The sequence below is a fragment of the Virgibacillus pantothenticus genome (assembly GCF_018075365.1).
Classification (GTDB): Bacteria; Bacillota; Bacilli; order Bacillales; family Amphibacillaceae; genus Virgibacillus; species Virgibacillus pantothenticus.
Map to the genome: position 1 here is coordinate 673,636 of NZ_CP073011.1, position 21,732 is coordinate 695,367.

At 36.3% G+C, this 21,732-nt stretch carries 19 protein-coding genes and 1 pseudogene; 17 read left to right on the top strand and 3 right to left on the bottom strand.

The window, feature by feature from the left end; genetic code table 11:
* The first annotated feature begins 107 nt into the window (after positions 1 to 107).
* Positions 108 to 380, top strand: coding sequence for a YolD-like family protein (locus KBP50_RS03320; protein WP_050349974.1), 273 nt, complete (start codon positions 108 to 110; stop codon positions 378 to 380).
* 72 nt (positions 381 to 452) lie between these two features.
* On the opposite strand, the pseudogene KBP50_RS03325 reads toward KBP50_RS03320, so the two are convergent.
* Positions 453 to 761, bottom strand: a pseudogene (locus KBP50_RS03325) (alanine:cation symporter family protein); the annotation flags it as partial.
* Positions 762 to 1,002: 241 nt separating this feature from the next.
* On the opposite strand from KBP50_RS03325, the gene KBP50_RS03330 reads away from it, so the two are divergent.
* From KBP50_RS03330 to KBP50_RS03350, 5 genes are all read left to right on the top strand, one after another.
* On the top strand, positions 1,003 to 1,476 hold the full coding sequence (locus tag KBP50_RS03330; RefSeq protein WP_050349976.1) for a low molecular weight protein-tyrosine-phosphatase: 474 nt from the start codon (positions 1,003 to 1,005) through the stop codon (positions 1,474 to 1,476).
* Positions 1,477 to 1,488: 12 nt separating this feature from the next.
* The gene (locus tag KBP50_RS03335) at positions 1,489 to 1,785 is read left to right on the top strand and encodes a hypothetical protein (protein ID WP_050349977.1); all 297 of its coding nucleotides are present in this window, start codon (positions 1,489 to 1,491) and stop codon (positions 1,783 to 1,785) included.
* 116 nt (positions 1,786 to 1,901) lie between these two features.
* Positions 1,902 to 2,726, top strand: a complete 825-nt coding sequence (locus KBP50_RS03340) for a YihY/virulence factor BrkB family protein (RefSeq protein WP_050349978.1) — start codon at positions 1,902 to 1,904, stop codon at positions 2,724 to 2,726.
* Positions 2,727 to 2,837: 111 nt separating this feature from the next.
* On the top strand, positions 2,838 to 3,251 hold the full coding sequence (locus KBP50_RS03345; protein ID WP_050349979.1) for a YhfM domain-containing protein: 414 nt from the start codon (positions 2,838 to 2,840) through the stop codon (positions 3,249 to 3,251).
* Between the two features lie 530 nt (positions 3,252 to 3,781).
* Positions 3,782 to 4,018, top strand: a complete 237-nt coding sequence (locus tag KBP50_RS03350; RefSeq protein ID WP_050349980.1) for a hypothetical protein — start codon at positions 3,782 to 3,784, stop codon at positions 4,016 to 4,018.
* A gap of 66 nt (positions 4,019 to 4,084) precedes the next feature.
* Here KBP50_RS03350 and KBP50_RS03355 read toward each other — a convergent pair whose 3' ends face one another.
* Complete coding sequence (locus KBP50_RS03355; RefSeq protein WP_050349981.1) at positions 4,085 to 5,983, bottom strand: heavy metal translocating P-type ATPase; 1,899 nt, start codon at positions 5,981 to 5,983, stop codon at positions 4,085 to 4,087.
* Between the two features lie 736 nt (positions 5,984 to 6,719).
* On the opposite strand from KBP50_RS03355, the gene KBP50_RS03360 reads away from it, so the two are divergent.
* Positions 6,720 to 7,598: a transporter substrate-binding domain-containing protein gene (locus KBP50_RS03360; RefSeq protein WP_050349982.1), complete on the top strand. Its 879-nt coding sequence runs from the start codon at positions 6,720 to 6,722 to the stop codon at positions 7,596 to 7,598.
* A gap of 119 nt (positions 7,599 to 7,717) precedes the next feature.
* On the top strand, positions 7,718 to 8,416 hold the full coding sequence (locus KBP50_RS03365; protein WP_373314170.1) for an amino acid ABC transporter permease: 699 nt from the start codon (positions 7,718 to 7,720) through the stop codon (positions 8,414 to 8,416).
* A gap of 76 nt (positions 8,417 to 8,492) precedes the next feature.
* Here KBP50_RS03365 and KBP50_RS03370 read toward each other — a convergent pair whose 3' ends face one another.
* The gene (locus KBP50_RS03370) at positions 8,493 to 9,668 is read right to left on the bottom strand and encodes an MFS transporter (RefSeq protein WP_050349984.1); all 1,176 of its coding nucleotides are present in this window, start codon (positions 9,666 to 9,668) and stop codon (positions 8,493 to 8,495) included.
* 491 nt (positions 9,669 to 10,159) lie between these two features.
* Here KBP50_RS03370 and KBP50_RS03375 point away from each other — a divergent pair, with 491 nt between their 5' ends.
* The 9 genes from KBP50_RS03375 to KBP50_RS03415 all read left to right on the top strand — a co-directional run bounded on the left by KBP50_RS03375 (position 10,160) and on the right by KBP50_RS03415 (position 21,201).
* Entirely contained in the window at positions 10,160 to 10,552 is a 393-nt protein-coding gene (locus KBP50_RS03375) for an OsmC family protein (RefSeq protein ID WP_050349985.1), read from the top strand.
* A gap of 67 nt (positions 10,553 to 10,619) precedes the next feature.
* On the top strand, positions 10,620 to 11,420 hold the full coding sequence (locus tag KBP50_RS03380; protein WP_050349986.1) for a YfkD famly protein: 801 nt from the start codon (positions 10,620 to 10,622) through the stop codon (positions 11,418 to 11,420).
* A gap of 305 nt (positions 11,421 to 11,725) precedes the next feature.
* Positions 11,726 to 13,033 carry a Na+/H+ antiporter family protein gene (locus tag KBP50_RS03385; protein ID WP_050350043.1) on the top strand — a complete coding sequence of 436 codons (1,308 nt, stop codon included), beginning with the start codon at positions 11,726 to 11,728 and terminating at the stop codon, positions 13,031 to 13,033.
* Between the two features lie 255 nt (positions 13,034 to 13,288).
* Positions 13,289 to 14,083, top strand: coding sequence for a delta-lactam-biosynthetic de-N-acetylase (gene pdaA, locus KBP50_RS03390; protein ID WP_050349987.1), 795 nt, complete (start codon positions 13,289 to 13,291; stop codon positions 14,081 to 14,083).
* A 340-nt stretch (positions 14,084 to 14,423) separates the two neighbouring features.
* The gene (gene mbcS / locus KBP50_RS03395; RefSeq protein ID WP_050349988.1) at positions 14,424 to 16,001 is read left to right on the top strand and encodes an acyl-CoA synthetase MbcS; all 1,578 of its coding nucleotides are present in this window, start codon (positions 14,424 to 14,426) and stop codon (positions 15,999 to 16,001) included.
* Between the two features lie 348 nt (positions 16,002 to 16,349).
* Positions 16,350 to 18,482 (top strand): ATP-dependent Clp protease ATP-binding subunit, encoded by a 2,133-nt coding sequence (locus tag KBP50_RS03400; protein ID WP_050349989.1) that lies wholly within the window; start codon positions 16,350 to 16,352, stop codon positions 18,480 to 18,482.
* Positions 18,483 to 19,220: 738 nt separating this feature from the next.
* Positions 19,221 to 20,093: a ComEC/Rec2 family competence protein gene (locus KBP50_RS03405; RefSeq protein WP_050349990.1), complete on the top strand. Its 873-nt coding sequence runs from the start codon at positions 19,221 to 19,223 to the stop codon at positions 20,091 to 20,093.
* Positions 20,094 to 20,159: 66 nt separating this feature from the next.
* Entirely contained in the window at positions 20,160 to 21,005 is an 846-nt protein-coding gene (locus KBP50_RS03410; protein ID WP_050349991.1) for an SPFH domain-containing protein, read from the top strand.
* A gap of 16 nt (positions 21,006 to 21,021) precedes the next feature.
* The gene (locus KBP50_RS03415; RefSeq protein ID WP_050349992.1) at positions 21,022 to 21,201 is read left to right on the top strand and encodes a type II toxin-antitoxin system antitoxin; all 180 of its coding nucleotides are present in this window, start codon (positions 21,022 to 21,024) and stop codon (positions 21,199 to 21,201) included.
* Positions 21,202 to 21,732: the final 531 nt, after the last annotated feature.

Below are 21,732 nucleotides of genomic sequence, written 5' to 3' on the forward strand. Positions count from 1 at the left end.
CAGTTTATGGATAATATTTCTATATAAAAATAAAAAATCCTTAAACAAGAACGAATGTTCTTCTACAATATAAGTATAAAACAAATGTTCTTAAAGGAGGATAAAAAATGTCATCTGTACCAAAACCACCAAAAAAGAAAAAATCATCAAATAGCAAACCTGTTTTAACTGAGGATAAAATGATCGAGTTATCGGAAAAATTGGCGGATGCATTGGAGTTTAAAAATGAGATTACAATCACTACATACAATAGGGGGAGATACGAAAAGTTTACAGGAGTAATACAAAGCGCTAACCCCGAAACAAAGATGATCACTTTTGATGTTGGATATTTTGAACACTATAAGATAAGTGCTAATATTATTGTGGATGTGAAGTAATAGAAAAGAGAAGGTTTATGTGCCTTCTCTTTTTTGCAGGTGATATTTAGTATGTAGTTATGTAATGTCTGGTAACGCCGATACCCACATCCAGAATACGGCACCAGGTCCACCGAGTACAACAGCTGTTGCCACACCAACAATATTACCGGTACCAATTGTGGCGGCCATTGCTGTTGTTAATGCTTGATAATGACTAATATCGCCTTTTGATTTTTCATCCTGTTTACTAGGACTAAAGGTTAATTTCAATGCGTAGGGCAGTGTTCGAAATTGAAAAAAACCTAACCGAATAGTGAGAAATAACCCTGTCCCGAGTATGAGCACTAAAGTTGGCGGACCCCAAACAAAATGACTAATTTGTTGAATAATGTCCATCATCAATTTCTTTCCTCCTTTTGGTTTGTAAATAAAATATTCCGAAAAATGGAGTTATCTGTCAAGAGTAAAATTATTCCTTTTTCTTTATAATAAAGTTGTAACTCCGCATAAAAAAACGTTAAATTGACTTTATGGTAACTTTTGGATTTATTAAGGAAGTGAATTTAATAGAAACTTTTGCTGTTAGGAGTGAAGTTGCTTATAATAGAATAGAACAATTTGCAAAAAAGTGGGTGGTCGGATGATCCGGGTAATTTTTGTTTGTCTTGGTAATATTTGTCGCTCGCCAATGGCTGAAGCAATTTTTGCTGATTTATTAAAAAAAGAGAATCTCACAGACAAAATAGAGGTAGATTCTGCTGGAACCGGTAGTTGGCATATAGGAAATCCACCTCATGAAGAAACGATAGCGATTTTAAAAAAACACGATGTGGCAGCGGACGGTTTAAAAGCGCGGCAAATAACTGCGCACGATAAAGGGAATGCTGATTATATAATTGCCATGGATGAGCAAAATAAACAAGATGTATTGCAAATGTTTGGTGAAGACGAAACAGTTCGGATAGCAAAATTGATGGATTTTGTTGAAAGAGCTGAAGAAGCAAATGTTCCTGACCCTTATTTTACAGGTAATTTTGCTTATACATATGAGTTGGTATCTGAAGGATGCTACCAACTCTTGCAGTATTTAAAACAAACACATTCTATAGTCTAAGGAGCGAAAATGATGGGAAAAAGAAAATTAGTCACAGGTGTAGTAATTGGCGCAGCAGCAGGGGGATTAATGAGTTTGTTGGATAAGGAAACAAGAGCTTATGCTAAAGAAAAAGTTACATCGGCTAGGTCTGGAGCAAGCTACTTAGTGAAAAATCCTTCTGAAGCTATCCGCAAGGTTCGGACTGCCTTTGATACATTTAATCAAGCGTTCGCAAAAGGTGCAGAAAATACGATAAACGCACTAGATCAAGCTGAAACAACGCTTGATAAAATTACGAATAAGCGCCAGATAGATCGAATAGAATAGATTAGCTACTTGTAAAAGGCATGAACGATCCAAGAGTGGAAAGTGGTTATAAAGACATTAACCGATGTTTAATAAGGGCTTATTAAACATGAGGGAACAAGTTTGGGAGTAGGACAATGGTAAATAAAGTTATTTTATTTGGAAAGCAGGTCTATCAACGGATGATAGATATAGATCTGTTTGGCTTGGCTGCTCAACTGGCTTTTTTCTTTCTGTTGTCACTGTTTCCTTTTCTATTATTTTTAGTGACACTTGTCGGATATTTACCAATGGATGAGTTAGCTGTGTTGGACATTATTTCTTCCTACGCTCCACCTCAAATTGTGGAATTGATTTCGACAAATGTTACCAATTTGATTCGTCAAAGAAATGGCGGATTGCTTTCATTTGGTATTATAGCTACGTTATGGGCAGCATCAAATGGAGTTAATGCTTTAATGCGCGGCTTTAATTATGCTTATGAAGTTGATGAAAACCGTTCTTTCATTGTATCAAGGCTCATCGCTATTGTGCTTACAATAGCGATGATGGCAATTATTATTATAGCATTATTATTACCGATTTTCGGGAAGTTGGTAGGGACTTATTTATTCTCATTTGTCGGTTTATCAGAAGGGTTTATTACCGTTTGGGAAGCTTTGCGCTGGGTTGTTTCTTCCATTGTTTTCTTTATTGTTTTTCTTGCGTTATATAAGCTTGCCCCGAATAAACGCATTTATTTAAAAAATGCTGCAGCTGGAGCTTTATTTGCGACAGTAGCATGGCAGTTAGTTTCACTCGGTTTTTCTTATTATGTAAGCAATATTGGGAATTATTCAGCAATGTATGGTAGCCTCGGTGCCGTAATTGCACTAATGATTTGGTTTTATTTATCAGGAATTATTATTCTTACCGGTGGCTTAATAAATGCTATTATTCGAAAAAATAAGCTGATGAAGTAATTGCTAAAGAAGGGTCTTTGACTTAGTTATTTACATTTCATTTCTTTGCCTGTGAATGTTATAATAATGTTAATATTTTCAATTTATTGTAATATTATGGAGGGTAGCTGATTGAAAAAATATTTACTATTATCGATCCTTTTCTTAGCTTTTTTATTAAATGGATGTTCTGATGAAAAAATCCCCTTATCTGAACAAGTAGAACAAATAAAAGAAATAAAAATATCCAATACAAAAGAGGATTATAGTAAGTCATTTTCCGATTCAGAAGAAATAAAAATATTTAAAAGTGCAATTAAACAAGCTAAAAAACAAGCAACCAATACAGAAGAATACGATTATGATATGGCAATAGTCTTTAATGATAAGTCAGATGATTTTTATGAAAGGCTTCTACAGATAACTAGAAATGATGAAAATGAAATTGTTTTAAATTACCTTGGATATGAAGAAGATACTTATGTTATAGATAAAACTAACTCAAGTAAAATAATTGACCTAATTTACGGACATAATAAACAATAAACTGAAAGATAAAAAATTTTAATGCTAATCATAACATGTCTAACAAAAAATGCGATTCGTTATATAGGATATTTTTCCTGACTCTTACACTCATGGTTTCAGGTTTTGTTATTGTTACAATTGCTAAAGATTTAAGTGATTGTCCTTTCCGATACGTTATATGAGCTAGTGTTGTATGTATTGTTTCGACTATTAAAATGCTTAAACTATTTTTTTAAAAAAGACTTTGCTTGTCGCCAAGTCTTATGGCGAAAGCCTTTGTTTCTTATACTATAAACCAAAAAATCTTATACTTTCCTGGTGTGAAAAAAGCCAGTTGCTTTGTGGTATCCATAACTCAGCAACTGGCTTTTTTCTTACATTCAAGCACCTCTGACTTTTTCAATTCCTTATAGCTTTTTCACCAATTTGACGATGACCATTTTCCATATTCCCAATAATTTCAGCGGACTGGCTTTCAACAGTATAGCAGGTAATTTTCTGCACCACAAAAAGAGTTCGTTTTTTCTTCCGTCATGATACGTTAATAGTTGATAGCAAAAGCTGCAATTATTGCTGGACGTTTTGAAGTACAATATGAGCATGACAAAATAAAAGTTGAAATTGACGAAAAAAATAAACAAGCAGTAAAAAAAGATAACAAGGGAGAATATCAAGGTGTAATAGAACAAAATATAAAAAAAATAATGGGCGCGGATGGTCATGAAGATAATAGTTTTAAATATGCTATTGCTAAGGTGAAAATGGGTGTAAAAGATCGAGGATAAGTGATACTTTAATGCAAACATATGCCTTAGGGAAATCATCTGTCTCTAAAGCATATGTTATAGAAGTTATTTCAACAATCTTAAACCATTTAAAATAACCAAAATAGTACTTCCTTCGTGTCCTATAACGCCTAATGGCATGTCAAGGACTTGTAAGAAGTTGGATGCGATAAGTACAGCAATGACTGCGAGCGAAAAGAATATATTTTGCTTTACAACTCGATTCATTTTTTGTGAAGTATGAATGGCATTGATAATTCTGCTAAGATTATTTTTCATGAGTACCACATCTGCTGTTTCTAAGGCAACATCTGTCCCTTCGCCCATAGCGATGCCAATATTAGCGGTTGCTAATGCAGGACCATCATTAATGCCATCACCGACCATTGCTACGTGCTGATAGGCTTCTTTCAGTTTCTTAATCTCCTCCACCTTTTCATGAGGCAAACAATTCGCTACATATTCATCAATTCCTGCTTCCTCAGCTATCGCTTTTGCTGTAAGCTCATGATCTCCTGTAAGCATCAACGTATGGATTCCTTGCTGTTTTAAAAGTTTGATAGCTTGAATACTATCGTTTCTTACAGTATCTTTGAGCGCAAATAAAGCAACGACTTGGTCGCCCTTTTTAACATATACAATCGTTTTGCCTTCAGCGGCAAGTTGTTTGGTTGTATGTTCGAAATAAGCTTCAAAACCAATATAGTCTGGTTTACCAATTTCCCATGTTACATTTTGGATAATGGCTGAAATGCCATTTCCCGCCAAAGTAAATACAGATACCTGAATGTCTTGCGGAAGAACATCTATCTTATTTTGTCTACAAAAAGTAACGATGGCATGAGCTAGTGGGTGAGTAGAATCTTGTTCCATGGCCATTGCAATTGGCAATATTTCCTCTTTAGTATAATCTGGATGGATATGGAAATCTGTCACTTCGGGCTTTCCGTTGGTTAACGTTCCTGTTTTGTCGAAGGCGATCGCCTGAATATGTCCAATATTTTCAATATGTACGCCACCTTTAAATAGCACACCTGCTCTGGCGCTTTTGGAGATAGCAGATAGTGTTGCTGGCATTATTGAGGCAACAAGGGCACATGGAGAAGCGACAACTAATAGAATCATAGCTCGATAGATACTTTCCTGAATCGTCCAGTCAAATAAAAAATACGGAATAAACATCATAAAAAAGACAACCACTAAAACAATTTTTACATAGGCCCCTTCAAATTTTTCAATAAATAACTGTGATGGAGATTTTTCCTCCTGAGCTGATTGGATCATTTGAATGATCTGTTGAAATAATGTTTGGTTTGCTGGTTTCGTGATTTGAATATATATGGAACCATCTAATGCCACTGTGCCTGCAAGCACTTCGTTACCTTCCGTTTTTCTAACTGGAATAGCTTCGCCGGTAATGGCACTTTCGTCAATCGACGTTTCCCCGCGGTCAATCTCTCCATCTGCTGGAATACGCTCTCCTGCTCGTACATAAATGATATCATTTATTTGCAAAGAGGAAACAGGAACAATTTCTTTTTCTTCCCCATCTATTCTCAATGCTTTTTCAGGCTGTAATTTCATCAGCGAAGAGATTTCTTTGTTACTTTTATTCATAGTATATGTTTCAAGTGCACCGGACAAAGCAAAGATAAAGATTAGAATTGCTCCCTCTGTCCAATAACCGATAGCTGCAGCACCAATAGCAGCAAAGATCATTAGCATCTCTACATTTAAGTCTTTATTACGAATGGTTTCTGTAATGCCTTCTTTTGCTTTTGCATAGCCCCCAATTATAAATGCAATCAAATGGAGAATCACCCAAAGAGGCTGAGAGAGATAAGCTTCCAACGACCAAGTGACTGCAATTAATAAACCACTAAATAAAGCTGCAATAAGTTCTTTGTGTTCAGAAATTTTTTGAATTGTATTAGAGGGGTGTGGTGAGCTAGTTTTGGCTGACATGTTCCGTCTCTCCAATCATTATTCTCTTTTGTTTAAAGTAATTATTAAATGGTATTTATTATTATATTAGCATTTTATAAAGTGAAGTCAAGATAAAAATATGGATCTATGATTATTTTATCATGAAATGGAGATGAAAAGGTCTTTTTCATGTTAAATATATGCAAAATCAGCGCGAATGTTACTGTTTTTTGAATTTCACATGACTTGTTGTTTGGTAACTGAATAATAATAATTAGTGTTAAAAGATATGAAATGTTATATTGTAATTTTCTAATTAAAATAGATAAGGAGGTTGTCAGTGTTTTTGAAGATAAGAAACCAGCATGGCTCGACTAGAGCGCGAGCCACCATCTAACATGAAAAAACTTTTGCTTTATAATGTTTAGATTCTTAAAATACTGTCTAAAATAAATGAGTTAGATAAGTTAAATAGAGTTGTTTTTTCATACAAAAGTATAAAGCGAGGTGCTTTTGGATAAGGAAATAACCGAATAGCTACGTCCGGATCCATTGTCCAGCAACGATGCGATTTTAGAAATGCGCCCTAAGATAAGGCATATCGGTTCGTCGCCTGATTCTATTCCAAGACCTTTAAGTCATTGCCCTCTGGTGCTAATCATCATGTGGCGAATAAAAGAGTAAGTACCAATGATTGAAGTTTCACTTTATTTTATCCTTGCATTCTGTTACAATCCGATATGTAATTATAAATATAACAGATAGGAGAATGGCTATGAAATATCTTAGAATAGCTTTCATATTTATTGTTTCAATAGTATTATTAAGCGCTTGTTCCAGTGACTCCAATGATGATAACAGTAAGGATGAACAAGAAGTAACAGGTGAAAAATGGCAAGAAATAAAAGATAAAGGAGAGCTTATTGTTGGAACTTCTGGCACACTTATAGCAGCATCCTATTACGATGGAGATAAAAAAAGTGAAGACCAGCTTACTGGTTATGATGTAGAAGTAATGCGAGAAGTTGCTAAACGACTGGATCTCGATATTTCGTTTGAAATTATGGGGATTGATAGCATGTTACCAGCAATAAAAAGTGGAAGAATTGATGTCGCCGCTAATGATATAGAAGCAACAGACAAGCGAAAAGAGTCATTTAATTTTAGTGAACCATACAAATATTCCTATTCTACGATGGTAGTACGAAAAGATGATAATTCCGGCATTGAATCTCTTGAAGATTTAAAAGGGAAAAAAGCTGGTGGAGGAGCGACAACGATTTACAGTCAAATCGCGGAGCATTTTGGCGCAGAAGTCGTTACGTATGGAAATGCGCCTAATGAAGCGTATTTACGCGATGTTCACAATGGAAGAACAGATGTTATTGTGAATGACTACTATCTATCTAAATTTGGTGTAGCAGGTTTTCCGGAGTTTGATATTCATCTTCATCCTAACTTGAAATTCCATCCTACAGAGCAGGCGGTCGTGATTCCACAAGGAGCAGATACACTTACAGAAAAAATCAATCATGCTTTGAGCGAGATGCGAGAAGATGGAACATTAACAGAATTAGCAACCAAATTCTATCAAGAAGATGCTTCTCAAAAGCCTGAAGGTGATATCGAGCCAATCGAAGGGTTAGACTTATAACAATTTAATTCTATCATTCGAGAAGTAGACGAAACTGATTAGACGAGCTGCATGCATTTAAAACCATCCATGGGAAATCCTGTGGATGGTTTGTTGAATACATGATTGGAGGGATTATATTGACTATTCAAGGAATTAATTTGAATGAAATATTTGATGTTCAATTGGCAGTAGAAAATCTTCCATTTGTATTAAGTGGCTTACCGATGACATTGCTTGTCTCAATTATTGGTATGTTGATTGGGCTCGTTTTAGGTCTATTACTTGCTTTAGTCCGAAATTCAAACTATTCTTTCCTAAAATTTCCAGCTAGACTGTACATATCGTTTATGCGTGGAACGCCGATGCTTGTTTTTTTATTTATTCTTTACTTTGGACTTCCTGTTATTGGTATTAAATTAACGGCATTAATGGCAGCGTGTTTAGGGTTTGGTCTCAATAGTGCTGCTTATATTGCAGAAATTGACCGAGCTTCGTTAAATAGTATTGATAAAGGACAATGGGAGTCTGCTAAAGCATTAAATTTAACCTATTGGCAGACATTGCGAAAAGTGATTTTGCCACAAGCTGTCAGAATAGCCATCCCTCCATTGACGAATGTTTTTATGGATTTAGTAAAGGCTACCTCTTTAGCAGCGGTTATTACTGTACCGGAACTCTTCCAAAAAACACAAATTGTTGCAGGAAGAGAGTTTGATGCAATGACTATGTATATTCTTGTAGCACTTATTTATTGGCCAATTTGTATTGTCATTGCTTTTATACAAGAACGTTTAGAAGCACATTATAGTAAGTTTATTGTACATGAAATGGTCTAAAGGTTGATTTGCTCTTTAGCTATAACAGTAATCTGACAGGATATTTTCATTGTTTATTCTGTCAGATTACGTACGATTATAAATTAAAGCCCCCTATTTGTTCTTGCTGCGTTCTTTTAAATAGCATAGCTATCGTAATCAACATAAGGATTGAAGTAATAAAATAAAAAAATGACACTCCTTGGAAAACGTCAATAAAATACCCACCGATAAAAGGCCCACTAATGCTACCAACACTGAACATGATTCCGACCATTAAATTTCCCGCTGGAAGTAAGTTTCCTGGCAACAGATCTGTCATATATGAGATGCCTAATGAGAATAAGGAACCTACACACATCCCTGCTAATGTAAACAGGATAAATAAAGCGACGATAGAATTCTCCCATAGTGCAGCAAGCAGAAAGCATAAAGAACCGAGCAGTAAAACCGTAATGAGTATTGACTTTCTCCCGAATTTATCACTTAACGCACCAAGTGGAAATTGCGTAATCAAACTTCCTGCTGCAAAACAAGGAATGATAAGGGCTAGAATGTCTACATGATGACCAATCCGTAATCCATAGATGGGAAAAATACTATGTAAGGAAGCTTCTAAAAAGCCATACCCAAAACCTGGTAACATGGCAACCCAAGCTATTTTTATGGTTTGTTTAAAGCGTTGTACGGAACTTGTCGGATATACAGGATCTACAGAGTGCTCAGGCCATTGATTACGAAGCAACAATAATAATGACCATACCAATAAACTTAGAACAGCAGAAACGAGAAAAGGAACGGATTGATGAATTGAGAGAAGTCTTGTCATCAACGGACCTAACGCAAAGCCTGCTCCGAATGATAAGCCATAGAGGGCAATGCTGCGTCCTCTTGTTTCTACTGTAGCTGTTGCAGTAATCCATGTTTGTGTTCCAAAATGTAGCATTTGGTCACCGATGCCTATCGTTAAACGCAGGATAAACCAAAACCATAAAGACTCCCATACGGGAAATATAGCGAGTGATAGAATGACCAGCAGACCACCAATAAAGATAATTGGCTTAAAGCCAAATTTTCGCATCGGCTTTTCCATAAACGGAGAGGCTATTAAAACTCCAATATACAAACCGGTGGCATGTAAACCATTAATGGAAGAGGAAATACCATTTTGTTCTAATATGATGGAAAGTAAAGGAAGCAACATTCCTTGAGAAAAACCTGATATAAAAACAAGCGCAATTAATATCCAGAAACGATAATTTGTGATTTGCATGATGTTCTCCTTTCTTAGCAGCTCTAGCCTTTTTGTAGATTATTGTATGACCTTGCTCATTAAATGGAGTGTGTACTGAGGGGGCTCCACCGTTTGCACATGTCACGCTGATGTCCGAGCATCCTTCGCATAATTTCTCGCATGTCACGCCGAGGTTCGATCAACCTCCTGTTTTTCGTGCATCCCCACTGGAGTCTACATATAGTTTCGAAGCTAAATTAACGCTTCATTCGCCTTTAGAGTTAATATTTTCGTTATGTCTGTCCTAGCCTCACAAAAATACTTTTGCTGTAAGAGTAATGGTAATATGTTAAAACATGTACTTAGTAATTGGATTGAAATGGATCTAACAGCATATGGGTATTTGGATAAACCTAGAAACAATTTACTAATAATCTATGAAAAGGTCAATTATTGTGAATAAAGTAACGATATCGTTTATGATAAAAGTAGTAAGGTTAGTTAAAAAATAAATGGGAGGGGAATTATTAATGAAATTACATTTAAAAGAACATGGGTTTAGAACAAAATTAGACTTTGGACAGCTGGAAATTTCAGGAGATGAGGAATTTGGCTTTCGTCCATACCAGTTGATGGTTGCCTCAATTGCAAGCTGCAGCGGATCCGTGTTTCGGAAAATCCTTCAAAAGCAACGGATAGACGTTCAAGACATGCAAATAAATGCAGAAATAGAGAGAAATAAAGCAGAGGCAAATCGTATCGAAAAGATAGTGCTTACGTTTATCATTAAAGGAAGTCGTTTAGATGCAGATAAATTATACAAAAATCTGCATGTAGCACGGAAAAACTGTTCCATGGTACGGTCGGTAGAAGACAGTATTGAAATTGTAGATAAGATAGAGATCATTGAATTAAGTAGATGATTTATCAGCAGGGGTATAAAATTCATATGTCAGAAAAACACTAAAGAAAAAAGAAAGGGTATGACATATGAATAGACGGAAACATTATTTTTTACTACTCCTTTGTATTGCTTTATTAGTAGCTGCTTTTTGGCCAAGCAATATGATAGCTAAAGAAAAGAAAAAGAACGCTTTTGATATACCAAGCCATGTACTAAATATTTCAAAAGATAACACTTTTCCCAACTCAACAGAGGACGAGGAAGTGATTGAGCCGAGTGAATTGACAAAGGAATTGATGGATGGGTTAGACATTAAAATTGAAAATCCAGTTTTAATTAAAATGTTAAATGAGACTAGCTTGAATCCTTCACCGGTCGCATTTGGATATCGAGGAATGGTTTATTTAGGACGTTGGCCGTTGAATTATGAGTCTTTAGAAACGACCATTAATTGGGAGTATCAGCAAGTAAATAAGAATGAGCTAAATAACACAGGAGCTTCAGAACCCCAGGAGATAAATTATGTACAGCAAGAACAAAAGGAAATTAAAGGGGCGCTCACGAACAAAATTACTAATCCGTCGGATGTAAAAAAGATGATGCTGTTAAAAGCAAAAGAAAAAACCAAGCTCCCTCTCTCCTATAAGACAGTCATTGGGAAAAATACGAAGAAAGACAATACGTACAAAGTTCCAGACGATAAGTATGGGGTGCTTCAATCCTATGCGCCTGCAGTAAATGAAAAGGGACAAGTTACTTTTGGTGAAGTGTATGTGAAATTAAAGGGCTCCAAAAAATCCATCGCCGTAAAAAATGTCACTAAACAAGGAATAGGAGCTTGGATACCGATTCAAGATCATGTCTCAATTTCTTATCAATTAAAATAGTTTTGGTATGAGAACTTGTTAAACGAATTGGATTTTGAAGTACTTCCTATTTACTTGCCCGAACCGCTAGGGAATGGTTACGTTAGCTTTGCATTTTTTACACATGTACACAATAAAGCTGTCGGACTTCCCGATAGCTTTTTAGCTTGTAGAGCCATACTATTCCTTATTTCCATATCTTACAACAATAACGTAGCTAAATAAAAAATGACCGAATATATTGGAAATGATAAATAAGGTTGATTTTTTCACTTTATTACTTTATCATAATGAAGTATTAAAGAGAGAGGAAAGTGGGGAAGGAAATGGAATGGGTCGTTCTTATATCTGTTCTTATACTTACTATTTTAAGTTTATTACGCGTAAATGTAATTATAGCTATTATTGCAGCAGCAGTTAGTGCAGGCTTAATGTCTGGATTGAATATAAAAGAAGCAGTTGAACTTTTAGTTAGTGGAATGGGCGGTGGAGCAAATACTGCACTGAGCTATATTTTATTGGGAGCTTTTGCTATAACGATTAGTTATACAGGGATTACATCGTTATTGGTTACCTACCTTATTCGTGTGTTAACAGGCAAAAAAACGCTGCTTTTACTTGTGATCGCGGCAGTTGCATCACTTTCACAAAACGTGATTCCTGTCCATATTGCTTTTATTCCAATATTAATCCCACCCCTATTGCCATTATTTGATAAAATGCGTATGGATCGGAGGGCAGTAGCAACGGCTCTAACTTTTGGTCTTAAAGCTCCGTATATATTGATACCTGCAGGATTTGGTTTGATTTTTCATGAGACAATTGTAGAGAATATGAATAAAAATGGTACGAATATAACCGTCAACGAATCGGTGTTAGCGATGCTAATTCCAGGCTCTGGGATGATTGTAGGTTTGCTGATAGCTATTTTTTTCACCTATCGTAAGGATCGAGTAGTAACCGATAATAATATAGAAACAAGCGAGACATCAGAGGTCGAAGCAAAGTCCGTTCATTTTAGCAAACAACATTTACTAACACTTATAGCTGTGGCGGGAGCTTTGACTGCTCAAATTTTAACAGGAAATTTAATTATTGGCGCGCTTACAGGGCTTGTACTCATGTTTGCTTTCGTTGTTATTCCATTTAACAAAGCAGATCAGGTCATAAGTGAAGGTATTGGAATGATGGGAACGATTGCCTTTGTCATGCTTGTTGCTTCAGGATTTGGGAATGTGTTAACAGAAACTGGTTCTGTAGAAGCGCTTGTAGAAATGTCATCGGGATTCTTAGAACAAAATAAAGCTTTGATTGCTTTAATTCTCTTGTTTGTAGGTCTTGTAGTAACAATTGGTATCGGTTCTTCTTTTGGTACTATACCGATATTAGCAGCACTATATGTACCAATTTGTTTAGCTGCTGGTTTTTCGCCACTAGCGACAGCTGCTTTAATTGGAACGGCAGGTGCGCTTGGTGATGCAGGTTCACCAGCTTCTGACAGTACATTAGGGCCAACCTCAGGTCTGAATGCTGACGGAAAGCATCATCATATTTGGGATACTGTAGTACCTACGTTTATACATTATAATATACCATTATTTATCTTTGGGTGGGTGGCAGCAATCATCCTGTAAGATAAGCTTGTATCGTGCGCTAATTTCCATTGTAAGCAGCAAGCCACTATATTTTTTTCTGGTTCAGACCTCCAGTAAGTAGAGTTTAACGGTGATTTTACTCTGCTGGACAAAGATAATGGTAGCAACAGGCTCGGGAGGTATCCATTAATCGAAGTGGTTGGCTTTGCAACATCCTGTATGCATAAAATCGATCAATGAGAATAAAACATCTGGAAACGGAGCATAGTAAGACCAAAAAACAGGTGATCATCAATGAGAAAAAGACTTCCTATTTATGCAGTCATTGCTTTATTGGCTATTCTATGCATGCCATTATCGGCTGCTGCAGCATCTGGCTATGGATGGGGTTACAGCAAAAATAAAGAACATAAACTCCCTGATATTGGAAAATATGCAGATATGCTTAAAAAGTACAATGCTTATTACGCCGATGACTCAGGAGAAAAAAATGTATATGTAACGTTCGATAATGGTTACGAACAAGGGTATACTTCAGATATTCTTGATATATTGAAAAAGTATCACGTTCCAGCCACTTTTTTTGTAACAGGACACTATGTGAAAAGTGAACCAGATTTAGTGAAACGTATGGTGAACGAAGGACATATTGTCGGGAATCACTCCTATCATCATCCAGATTTTACAATTATGAGTAAGGAGAGCATCCAAAAGGAACTAGAGTCATTGGAGGAGGCAGTTGCGGCCATAACAGACCAAAAAGAGATGAAATACTTGCGTCCGCCAAGAGGGATGTTTAGTAAGGATACATTAAAATGGGCAAACCAATTAGGCTATATTCACGTGTTTTGGTCGCTTGCTTTTAAGGATTGGGAGACAAGTAAACAAAAAGGCTGGAAGTATGCTTTTGAACAGGTAAAAGAGCAAATCCATCCAGGGGCGATTATCTTGTTACACACCGTTTCATCGGATAATGCCAAGGCACTCGAAAAAATGATTCAGGAGCTAAAGAGACAAGGTTATACGTTTAAAAGCTTAGATGACCTAGTGTTAAAAAGCAAGCTACCTAAAGCCATATATGGTCTTTAGTTTAGAACGCTACTTATATAGATGAAGACAGAGAAAGTAACAACTAAGACCCTCGGAAATAAACGCTGAGGGTCTTTTGGGTTCTATAGGTATTTATCCTGTATATAAGTTGCTGTAAGGGGAGTAGGATAATCTGTACTGCGACAAGTCTAAGTGAGAGATAACAGCGCCTAAATGCCCTATATCGTTAAGGTCTTTAGTTCATACCATTACGGTATAAACGAGCCGTGAGGGATGAATGAAAACTGAAACCCTTTTATTTACTCGTTTACAAGTTGTTATTTAAAATTTTCTTAATTTTTGATATGATTAAAAATAAACGAACAAGGAGTTGGGTTTTGTGAAAAGAGAAGCATTAATTGCTCCAAAAAATTACAATATCGCTATGGAAATGGAGCGCCACGCCAATAACAAGAATCAGGTAGCCCTAATTATGGAAAACCACCTTGGGGAAACGTATCAGCTTACATACAACGAATTACTGAAGCGAGCCAATCAAATTGGCAACGCTTTCCTGAGAGCGGGATTAAAAAAAGGTGATAAGATGTTAATTATGGTGCCACGTTCTTTTAAAGCATATGAAGTTTACTTAGCTGCGTTAAAGACAGGGATCATTATTATCCCAAGTTCTGAAATGCTAAAAACAAAAGATTTGCAATATCGTATATCCCATGGGGAAGTAAATGGCGTTGTTAGCTATTATTCATTTGCAAATCAGTTCAACGGCATTGACCAATATAATCATTTATATAAATTTTCTATTGGTAATTCTATGGACGGCTGGATCTTTTTAGATGAAGTAATGGAAGAAGAAAGTGACCAATTAGATATCGTCGCAACTAATAGAGATGATATTGCGTTTTTGCCATACACTTCTGGTACAACAGGAAATCCAAAAGGGGTCGTGCATAGTCACGGCTGGGGATATGCTCATCTGCAAACGGCAGCATATAATTGGTTAGCTATTCAAGAAGGAGACAGAGTGTGGGCAACAGCTGGTCCAGGTTGGCAGAAGTGGGTATGGAGTCCGTTTTTATCTGTTCTTGGTACAGGCGCGACGGGATTTTTTTACAGCGGCAAATTCAGTGCTAAAAAGCATTTACAATTATTAGCTGACTATCAAATTAATGTGCTATGTAGCACACCAACAGAGTATCGGATGATGGCTAAAGTAGATAATCTTCAAGAGTACCAACTACCAGCACTGCATAGTGCTGTATCAGCAGGAGAACCGCTAAATGTAGAAGTGATCGACATGTTTAAACGTTATTTTGATATTACTGTCCGTGATGGTTATGGGCAGACAGAAAATACATTATTACTCGGGTTTATGAAAAATATGGAAGTAAGACCTGGTTCAATGGGGAAACCAACTCCAGGGAATGAAGTAGAAATTATTGATGAAAATGGAGAACCACTAGCTGCAAATGAAGTAGGGGACATTGCTGTGAAATTAGATAGTCCTGCTCTCTTTTCAGAGTACTTTAAAGATATGGAGCGAACCAAGATGGCTAAACGAGGGGAGTATTATATAACCGGAGATCAGGCTTATAAGGATGAAGATGGCTACTTTTGGTTTGAGGGCAGAAGAGACGATATTATTATTAGCGCCGGTTATACAATTGGTCCTTTTGAAGTAGAGGATGCACTTGTTAGACATGCAGCAGTCCAAGATTGTGCTGTGGTGGCAAGTCCTGATGAAATACGAGGAAATATTGTAAAAGCATTCATTGTACTTCGGGAAGGATTTCAGCCAGATGATCAGTTAGTCAAGGAACTGCAAGACCATGTAAAATCGTTAACCGGACCTTATAAATATCCACGAAAAATTGAGTTTATTGATGAATTACCAAAAACAACTTCCGGAAAGACAAGAAGAGTGGAATTGCGAAACAAGGAAAAAATTCAAAGCAGTTAATCGCTAGCAGTAGGATCCATCTTTTGGGTCCTACTGCTTTTTATGATTTCACAGTTATATGAAAGATGGCTTGTTTCTGTAGCTTAATACGATGAAAAAGTCTCTCTCTGGACTAGCAAGAAAGATATTTGGAGGTTTTTCTTTCTATTTTCAAAACCTAAGTAAATAAGAAAAATTTTAGTTATAATACTAGAGATAATAAGCTGTTTGCTGATATTTTTTTAAAAAAATTGTGCATACCTCTTGAAAGTCAAAGAAGGTCAGAGTATAATAACAATTGAAAGGTCAAATATAGTCAAAGTCAAACATTGATGAATATAAATTAAATAATTTGAAGGAGGAATCAATATGCTTTGTCAAAATTGTAAACAAAACGAAGCCAACATTAATGTTGCGATGCAATTAAATAACCAGCATATGCAAATGCAACTATGTAATGAATGCTTCCGCAAAATGCAAGGTCAAATGATGAGCGGTAATGATTTCTTTTCACAATCACCATTTAGCAATGCATATGGAGCATTTAGCGCATCGGGTAACGGTTCGCCAAAAATGGGAACACGAACCAAACAACATAGCAGAAATCAAGGCAATGGTTTACTTGACCAACTTGGTAAAAACTTAACAGATGAAGCAAGAGCTGGAGAAATTGATCCAGTTATCGGTCGAGATAATGAAGTGAAACGTGTTATAGAAACGTTGAATAGAAGAAATAAAAATAATCCTGTACTCATTGGGGAACCGGGTGTAGGTAAAACAGCTATTGCAGAAGGACTGGCATTAAAAATCATTGAAGGTGACGTACCAACAAAGCTCTTGAATAAAGAAATATACATGCTTGATGTAGCTTCATTGGTCGCAAACACTGGTGTACGCGGACAATTTGAAGAGCGGATGAAACAATTAATTCAAGAATTACAACAACGTCAAGATGTTATTCTATTTGTAGATGAAATTCATTTGTTAGTTGGTGCTGGCACAGCCGAAAGCTCGCAAATGGATGCTGGAAACATACTCAAACCAGCGCTTGCTAGAGGAGAAATTCAACTTGTTGGTGCAACTACATTAAAAGAATATCGTCAAATTGAAAAAGATGCTGCGCTTGAACGTCGGCTACAACCAATTATTGTTGAAGAACCAACACCTGAAGAAGCCGTTCAGATTCTAAAAGGAATAAAAGACCGTTATGAAAAATTTCACGAGGTACGTTATTCTGATGAAGCTATTGAAGCATGTGTGAACTTGTCCAAACGCTACATCCAAGATCGTTATCTACCAGATAAAGCGATTGATTTAATGGATGAGGTAGGTTCCCGATTAAACCTAGCTAATTCATCTAAGGATTCTGAATCTATTCGTCAACGCTTAGAAGAAATTACGAAAGAAAAAGAAGCAGCAGCAGAGCGTGAAGATTATGAACGTGCAGCCCACTTACGTTATCAAGAAATACAATTGCAAAAACAATTGGAAAAAGCGAAAGGTGAAGAGCAAGTAATCGATGTAGATATTTCCGATATTCAATTAATTGTAGAAGAAAAAACAGGAATCCCTGTAACAAAACTACAAGCCGATGAACAAGAGAAAATGAAAAATCTTGCTAAAAACCTAGCAGCTAAAGTAATTGGGCAAAAAGAAGCTGTGGATAAGGTAGCAAAAGCAATTCGTCGTAGTAGAGCAGGCTTAAAGTCGAAAGAACGTCCAATTGGATCATTTCTATTTGTTGGTCCAACAGGAGTTGGAAAAACAGAATTGACAAAAGTGCTTGCTGAAGAATTATTCGGCTCAAGAGATTCGCTCATTCGGCTTGATATGAGTGAATATATGGAAAAACATGCCGTTTCTAAAATCATCGGTTCGCCTCCTGGCTATGTAGGACATGAGGAAGCTGGTCAATTAACAGAAAAAGTACGTAGAAATCCTTACTCCATCATCTTGCTTGATGAAATCGAAAAGGCGCACCCAGATGTTCAAAACATGTTTCTACAAATTATGGAGGATGGTCATTTAACAGATTCACAAGGAAGAACTGTCAGCTTCAAAGACACAGTAATCATTATGACAAGTAACGCTGGAACAGGGGATAAAGCAATAAATGTAGGATTTAACAAAGATGGACATGAATCTGTTTCCACATTAGAGAACTTAAGTGATTACTTCAAACCAGAATTCTTAAACCGCTTTGATGCGATTATTGAATTTAATGAGTTGACGAAAGAAAACTTGATGGAAATTGTTGATCTAATGCTTCATGAGCTACAAGACACAATTGAAGAACATGAAATTTCCATCACGATAACAGATGAAGCAAAACAAAAATTGGTAGAGCTAGGTTATGATCCACGTTTTGGTGCAAGACCTTTACGTAGAGTAATTCAAGACAAAATTGAAGATCAATTAACCGATTTGGTTTTGGAAAATGATGATGTAAAAAATGTTCACGTAGATGTTGTTAATGACGAGATTGTTGTCAAACAAGCTTAAAACTACTGTTAAAAACCGCAGAGCATGGTTAGTGCTCTGCGCTTTTTTTATAAGATAAGAAAGCATAAAATTTGTTGCTTTGGGATAAGGGAATAACTAAATAGCCACGTCCGGCTTCAGCGCCCAGCAACTAGGCGACTTTACGAAATCACCCTACGATAAGTCATCATCGGTTCGTCGCTAAGAGGAAGGCCGACTAAAAACGGGCTTGCCGCTCAGGCGTCGGCGTACCCCTGTTTTTAGTGGCATGATTCCTAAATCTTTAGTTGATTCGTTCCATTCGCTACGTTGCTAAACGGGCGCTTGCGCCTTTGTTCTAAGATAAGAAAGCATAAAATTTGGCCCACCACAGTGTTTGTAACTGTAGTTTTTTTATTGAAATGTAGATATGCTGAATCTTCGGGATGCATAGGTGACTAATGGAGTTTACTGGAAAGTCGCCGGAGTTTACAATTTATCCTCATGTAACTTCAGTAAGAATTTCCTTTTTTGTGGATAGTAAGTGAGGTTACTATTATAAACCAAATGATAAATTTTTCCATCACCTTTAATTCATACCATTGCAGTACTAATAATCATTTAGGAATGAAAGCAATGCCTACCGATTGAAGCTTCATTTATAGTATAAAAATAACGTATGTTATCTCCCAAAAAATGACTGGTGTTATTATTCATAAATGCTCTCTTTTTGCAAGAGAATAAACGTATATTCTAACTATGCAAAGGGTGCAGTTGGTTATGTTAAAAACACAGCAAATTTCAATAATTGTTCTCATTATTTTTTCCATTTTGTTTATTCACTTTCCGCCAGTACATAGCGCCAGTGGCAAGGATATGCAAGTACATTTCATTAATGTCGGTCAAGGGGATAGTATATTCATTCAAACACCGAATGATAAGCATATATTAATTGATGGCGGACCACCCCAAGCAGGAAAAAAAGTGGTTCATTATTTAAAGAAACACGGTATAAAAAAGCTGGATTTAGTAGTAGCAACACATCCAGATATCGATCATATTGGTGGTCTCATCACTGTGATGAAACATATTAAAATAGATAAGATTTTAGATTCTGGGAAATTGCATACAACGAGAAGATATGCCAAATATATTCAGGAAATTGTAAAGCAGGAAATTCCAATATCCATTACCAAGCTTCATGAAAAAATACCGCTTGATCCTTCCATTCATATTCAAGTGCTTAATACGTTTAAGAAATCAAGAACGAATAATCAATCCTCAATTGTCTTAAAAATGTCATATAATAATGTTGATTTTTTATTTATGGGGGATGTGGAGATGGAGCAGGAGCAAGAAATTATAAAAAAAGTGGATGAGCAGACAGAAATAGTAAAAGTAGCACATCATGGATCGAATACGAGTACTTCCCTGTCATTCCTGCAGGCTGTTCGCCCCAAAACCGCCATTTTAACTTACCATAAGGACAATCGGTATGGTCATCCTGTGGACCGTGTCATAGATCACTTATATCAAGTCGGTACTTCCATCTATTCTACGGGTGCACTAGGTAACATCGTCATTCGAACCGATGGGACTTCATATATGGTCGAGACCGAGAAGGAACCTTTAGACGTTTTATATGCTAGTTGATATTTACAAATATATACAAATATGATATCATTATAATATAAAAATGATAGGGAAGGTGTAGACATGATGAAGGAGAAACCAGCATGGTCATTGAACGGTTATCTTGGAATTTTAATCATTGCAGTCTTGTTAGCAGGAACAGCTTTTAGTTTTATGGAACAACAATTTATCCTTGGCGCTATTTGTTTAATTATAGCTATTACTTTAGGAAGCGGAATTACCCTAATACAACCTAATCAGGCTGCTGTCGTTATGTTTTTAGGAAAGTACATGGGGAGTATACGCAAGGAAGGAATTGTAATTACGGTTCCTTTTTCCATTCGTAAAATGATTTCTCTGCGTGTTCGAAATTTTAATAGTAATCGCCTAAAGGTCAATGATGTCAATGGAAACCCCATTGAAATTGCCGCGGTTATTGTATTTAAAGTGATCGACAGTGCTAAAGCGGTCTTTGACGTGGATCGTTATGAGCAATTTGTGGAAATCCAAAGCGAAACAGCTATTCGTGCTGTAGCAACGAAGTATCCTTATGATTCATTTTCTGATGCGGAACTATCACTACGAGGAAACGCAGAAGAAGTATCGAATGAATTGAAGGTCGAGTTACAAGAACGGCTAAAGGTTGCTGGTGTAGAAGTAATTGAAACAAGGTTAACACATCTTGCCTATTCCACAGAAATCGCCCAAGCAATGCTGCAACGTCAACAAGCTAGTGCAATTATTGCTGCTAGGAAGCAAATTGTTGAAGGAGCCGTGGGAATGGTCCAAGATGCAATTGCTCAATTAGAAAAAGATGGTGCTGTTGAACTTGACGATGAGCGACGTGTTGCCATGGCAAATAATTTATTAGTATCGATTGTTGCTGACCAAGGCACACAGCCTGTTATTAATACAGGATCGCTATACCAGTAATTAAAAGAGGGGTTATATGTCAAAAAAGAAAAGCTTTCCGTTACGGATCGATCCAAAGTTGTATGAAATATTGCAAGTTTGGGCAAAGGATGAATTTCGCAGTGTAAATAGTCATGTTGAATTTCTGTTACGAGAAGCGGCCAAAAAAGCGGGGCGATTACCAAAAAGTCAAGATAAAAAAATAGGTGAAGATTAAAATCACAAAACTTGCAGAAAAATCCTTTGGTTCTTGCAAGTTTTTTGTTACAAATTCGTATCTAATTACAATAAGATTGTTTGCACGCTTTTAGGTATTTTTGTACTCGCGATCATGTAAATAGTCATATTCCACTCTGCACACTATCTCATCAATAACGCTTATTTCTCAAGTGATGATAAATAATTATTCGCCGTTAGGAAAATGGATAGGGGAATAAATAAACAAGTTATATGTAAAATCCTAAGTTAAATGCCCTTTTTTACCATGAATTAACTTACGGAAAGAATGGTCGTAAATAAAAAGAGAGTAATAACAGCCACAATAATAAAATATAGTGTAATTGCTATCCCGTTAATATTCTGCTCGTAAGGTGATAAGTAGGAATTCACCAAATAAAAATTAGTAAGTTATTTTTTCATCTACGTAGACTTTGAATCAAAAATAATATTTCTTTAAATATCTTCAAGATAGTATTTATCCCGTATATAAGGTAATGTAAGACCCCTATTTCAGGTTGGATTATCTGTA

Excerpts from the sequence above, each read along its gene's own strand:
- KBP50_RS03320 (WP_050349974.1), top strand. The coding sequence starts at position 108 with ATGTCATCTGTACCAAAACCACCAAAAAAGAAAAAATCATCAAATAGC.
- KBP50_RS03330 (WP_050349976.1), top strand. The coding sequence starts at position 1,003 with ATGATCCGGGTAATTTTTGTTTGTCTTGGTAATATTTGTCGCTCGCCA.
- KBP50_RS03335 (WP_050349977.1), top strand. The coding sequence starts at position 1,489 with ATGGGAAAAAGAAAATTAGTCACAGGTGTAGTAATTGGCGCAGCAGCA.
- KBP50_RS03340 (WP_050349978.1), top strand. The coding sequence starts at position 1,902 with ATGGTAAATAAAGTTATTTTATTTGGAAAGCAGGTCTATCAACGGATG.
- KBP50_RS03355 (WP_050349981.1), bottom strand. The coding sequence starts at position 5,983 with ATGTCAGCCAAAACTAGCTCACCACACCCCTCTAATACAATTCAAAAA.
- KBP50_RS03360 (WP_050349982.1), top strand. The coding sequence starts at position 6,720 with ATGAAATATCTTAGAATAGCTTTCATATTTATTGTTTCAATAGTATTA.
- KBP50_RS03370 (WP_050349984.1), bottom strand. The coding sequence starts at position 9,668 with ATGCAAATCACAAATTATCGTTTCTGGATATTAATTGCGCTTGTTTTT.
- KBP50_RS03375 (WP_050349985.1), top strand. The coding sequence starts at position 10,160 with ATGAAATTACATTTAAAAGAACATGGGTTTAGAACAAAATTAGACTTT.
- KBP50_RS03380 (WP_050349986.1), top strand. The coding sequence starts at position 10,620 with ATGAATAGACGGAAACATTATTTTTTACTACTCCTTTGTATTGCTTTA.
- KBP50_RS03385 (WP_050350043.1), top strand. The coding sequence starts at position 11,726 with ATGGAATGGGTCGTTCTTATATCTGTTCTTATACTTACTATTTTAAGT.
- pdaA (WP_050349987.1), top strand. The coding sequence starts at position 13,289 with ATGAGAAAAAGACTTCCTATTTATGCAGTCATTGCTTTATTGGCTATT.
- KBP50_RS03400 (WP_050349989.1), top strand. The coding sequence starts at position 16,350 with ATGCTTTGTCAAAATTGTAAACAAAACGAAGCCAACATTAATGTTGCG.
- KBP50_RS03405 (WP_050349990.1), top strand. The coding sequence starts at position 19,221 with ATGTTAAAAACACAGCAAATTTCAATAATTGTTCTCATTATTTTTTCC.
- KBP50_RS03410 (WP_050349991.1), top strand. The coding sequence starts at position 20,160 with ATGAAGGAGAAACCAGCATGGTCATTGAACGGTTATCTTGGAATTTTA.
- KBP50_RS03415 (WP_050349992.1), top strand. The coding sequence starts at position 21,022 with ATGTCAAAAAAGAAAAGCTTTCCGTTACGGATCGATCCAAAGTTGTAT.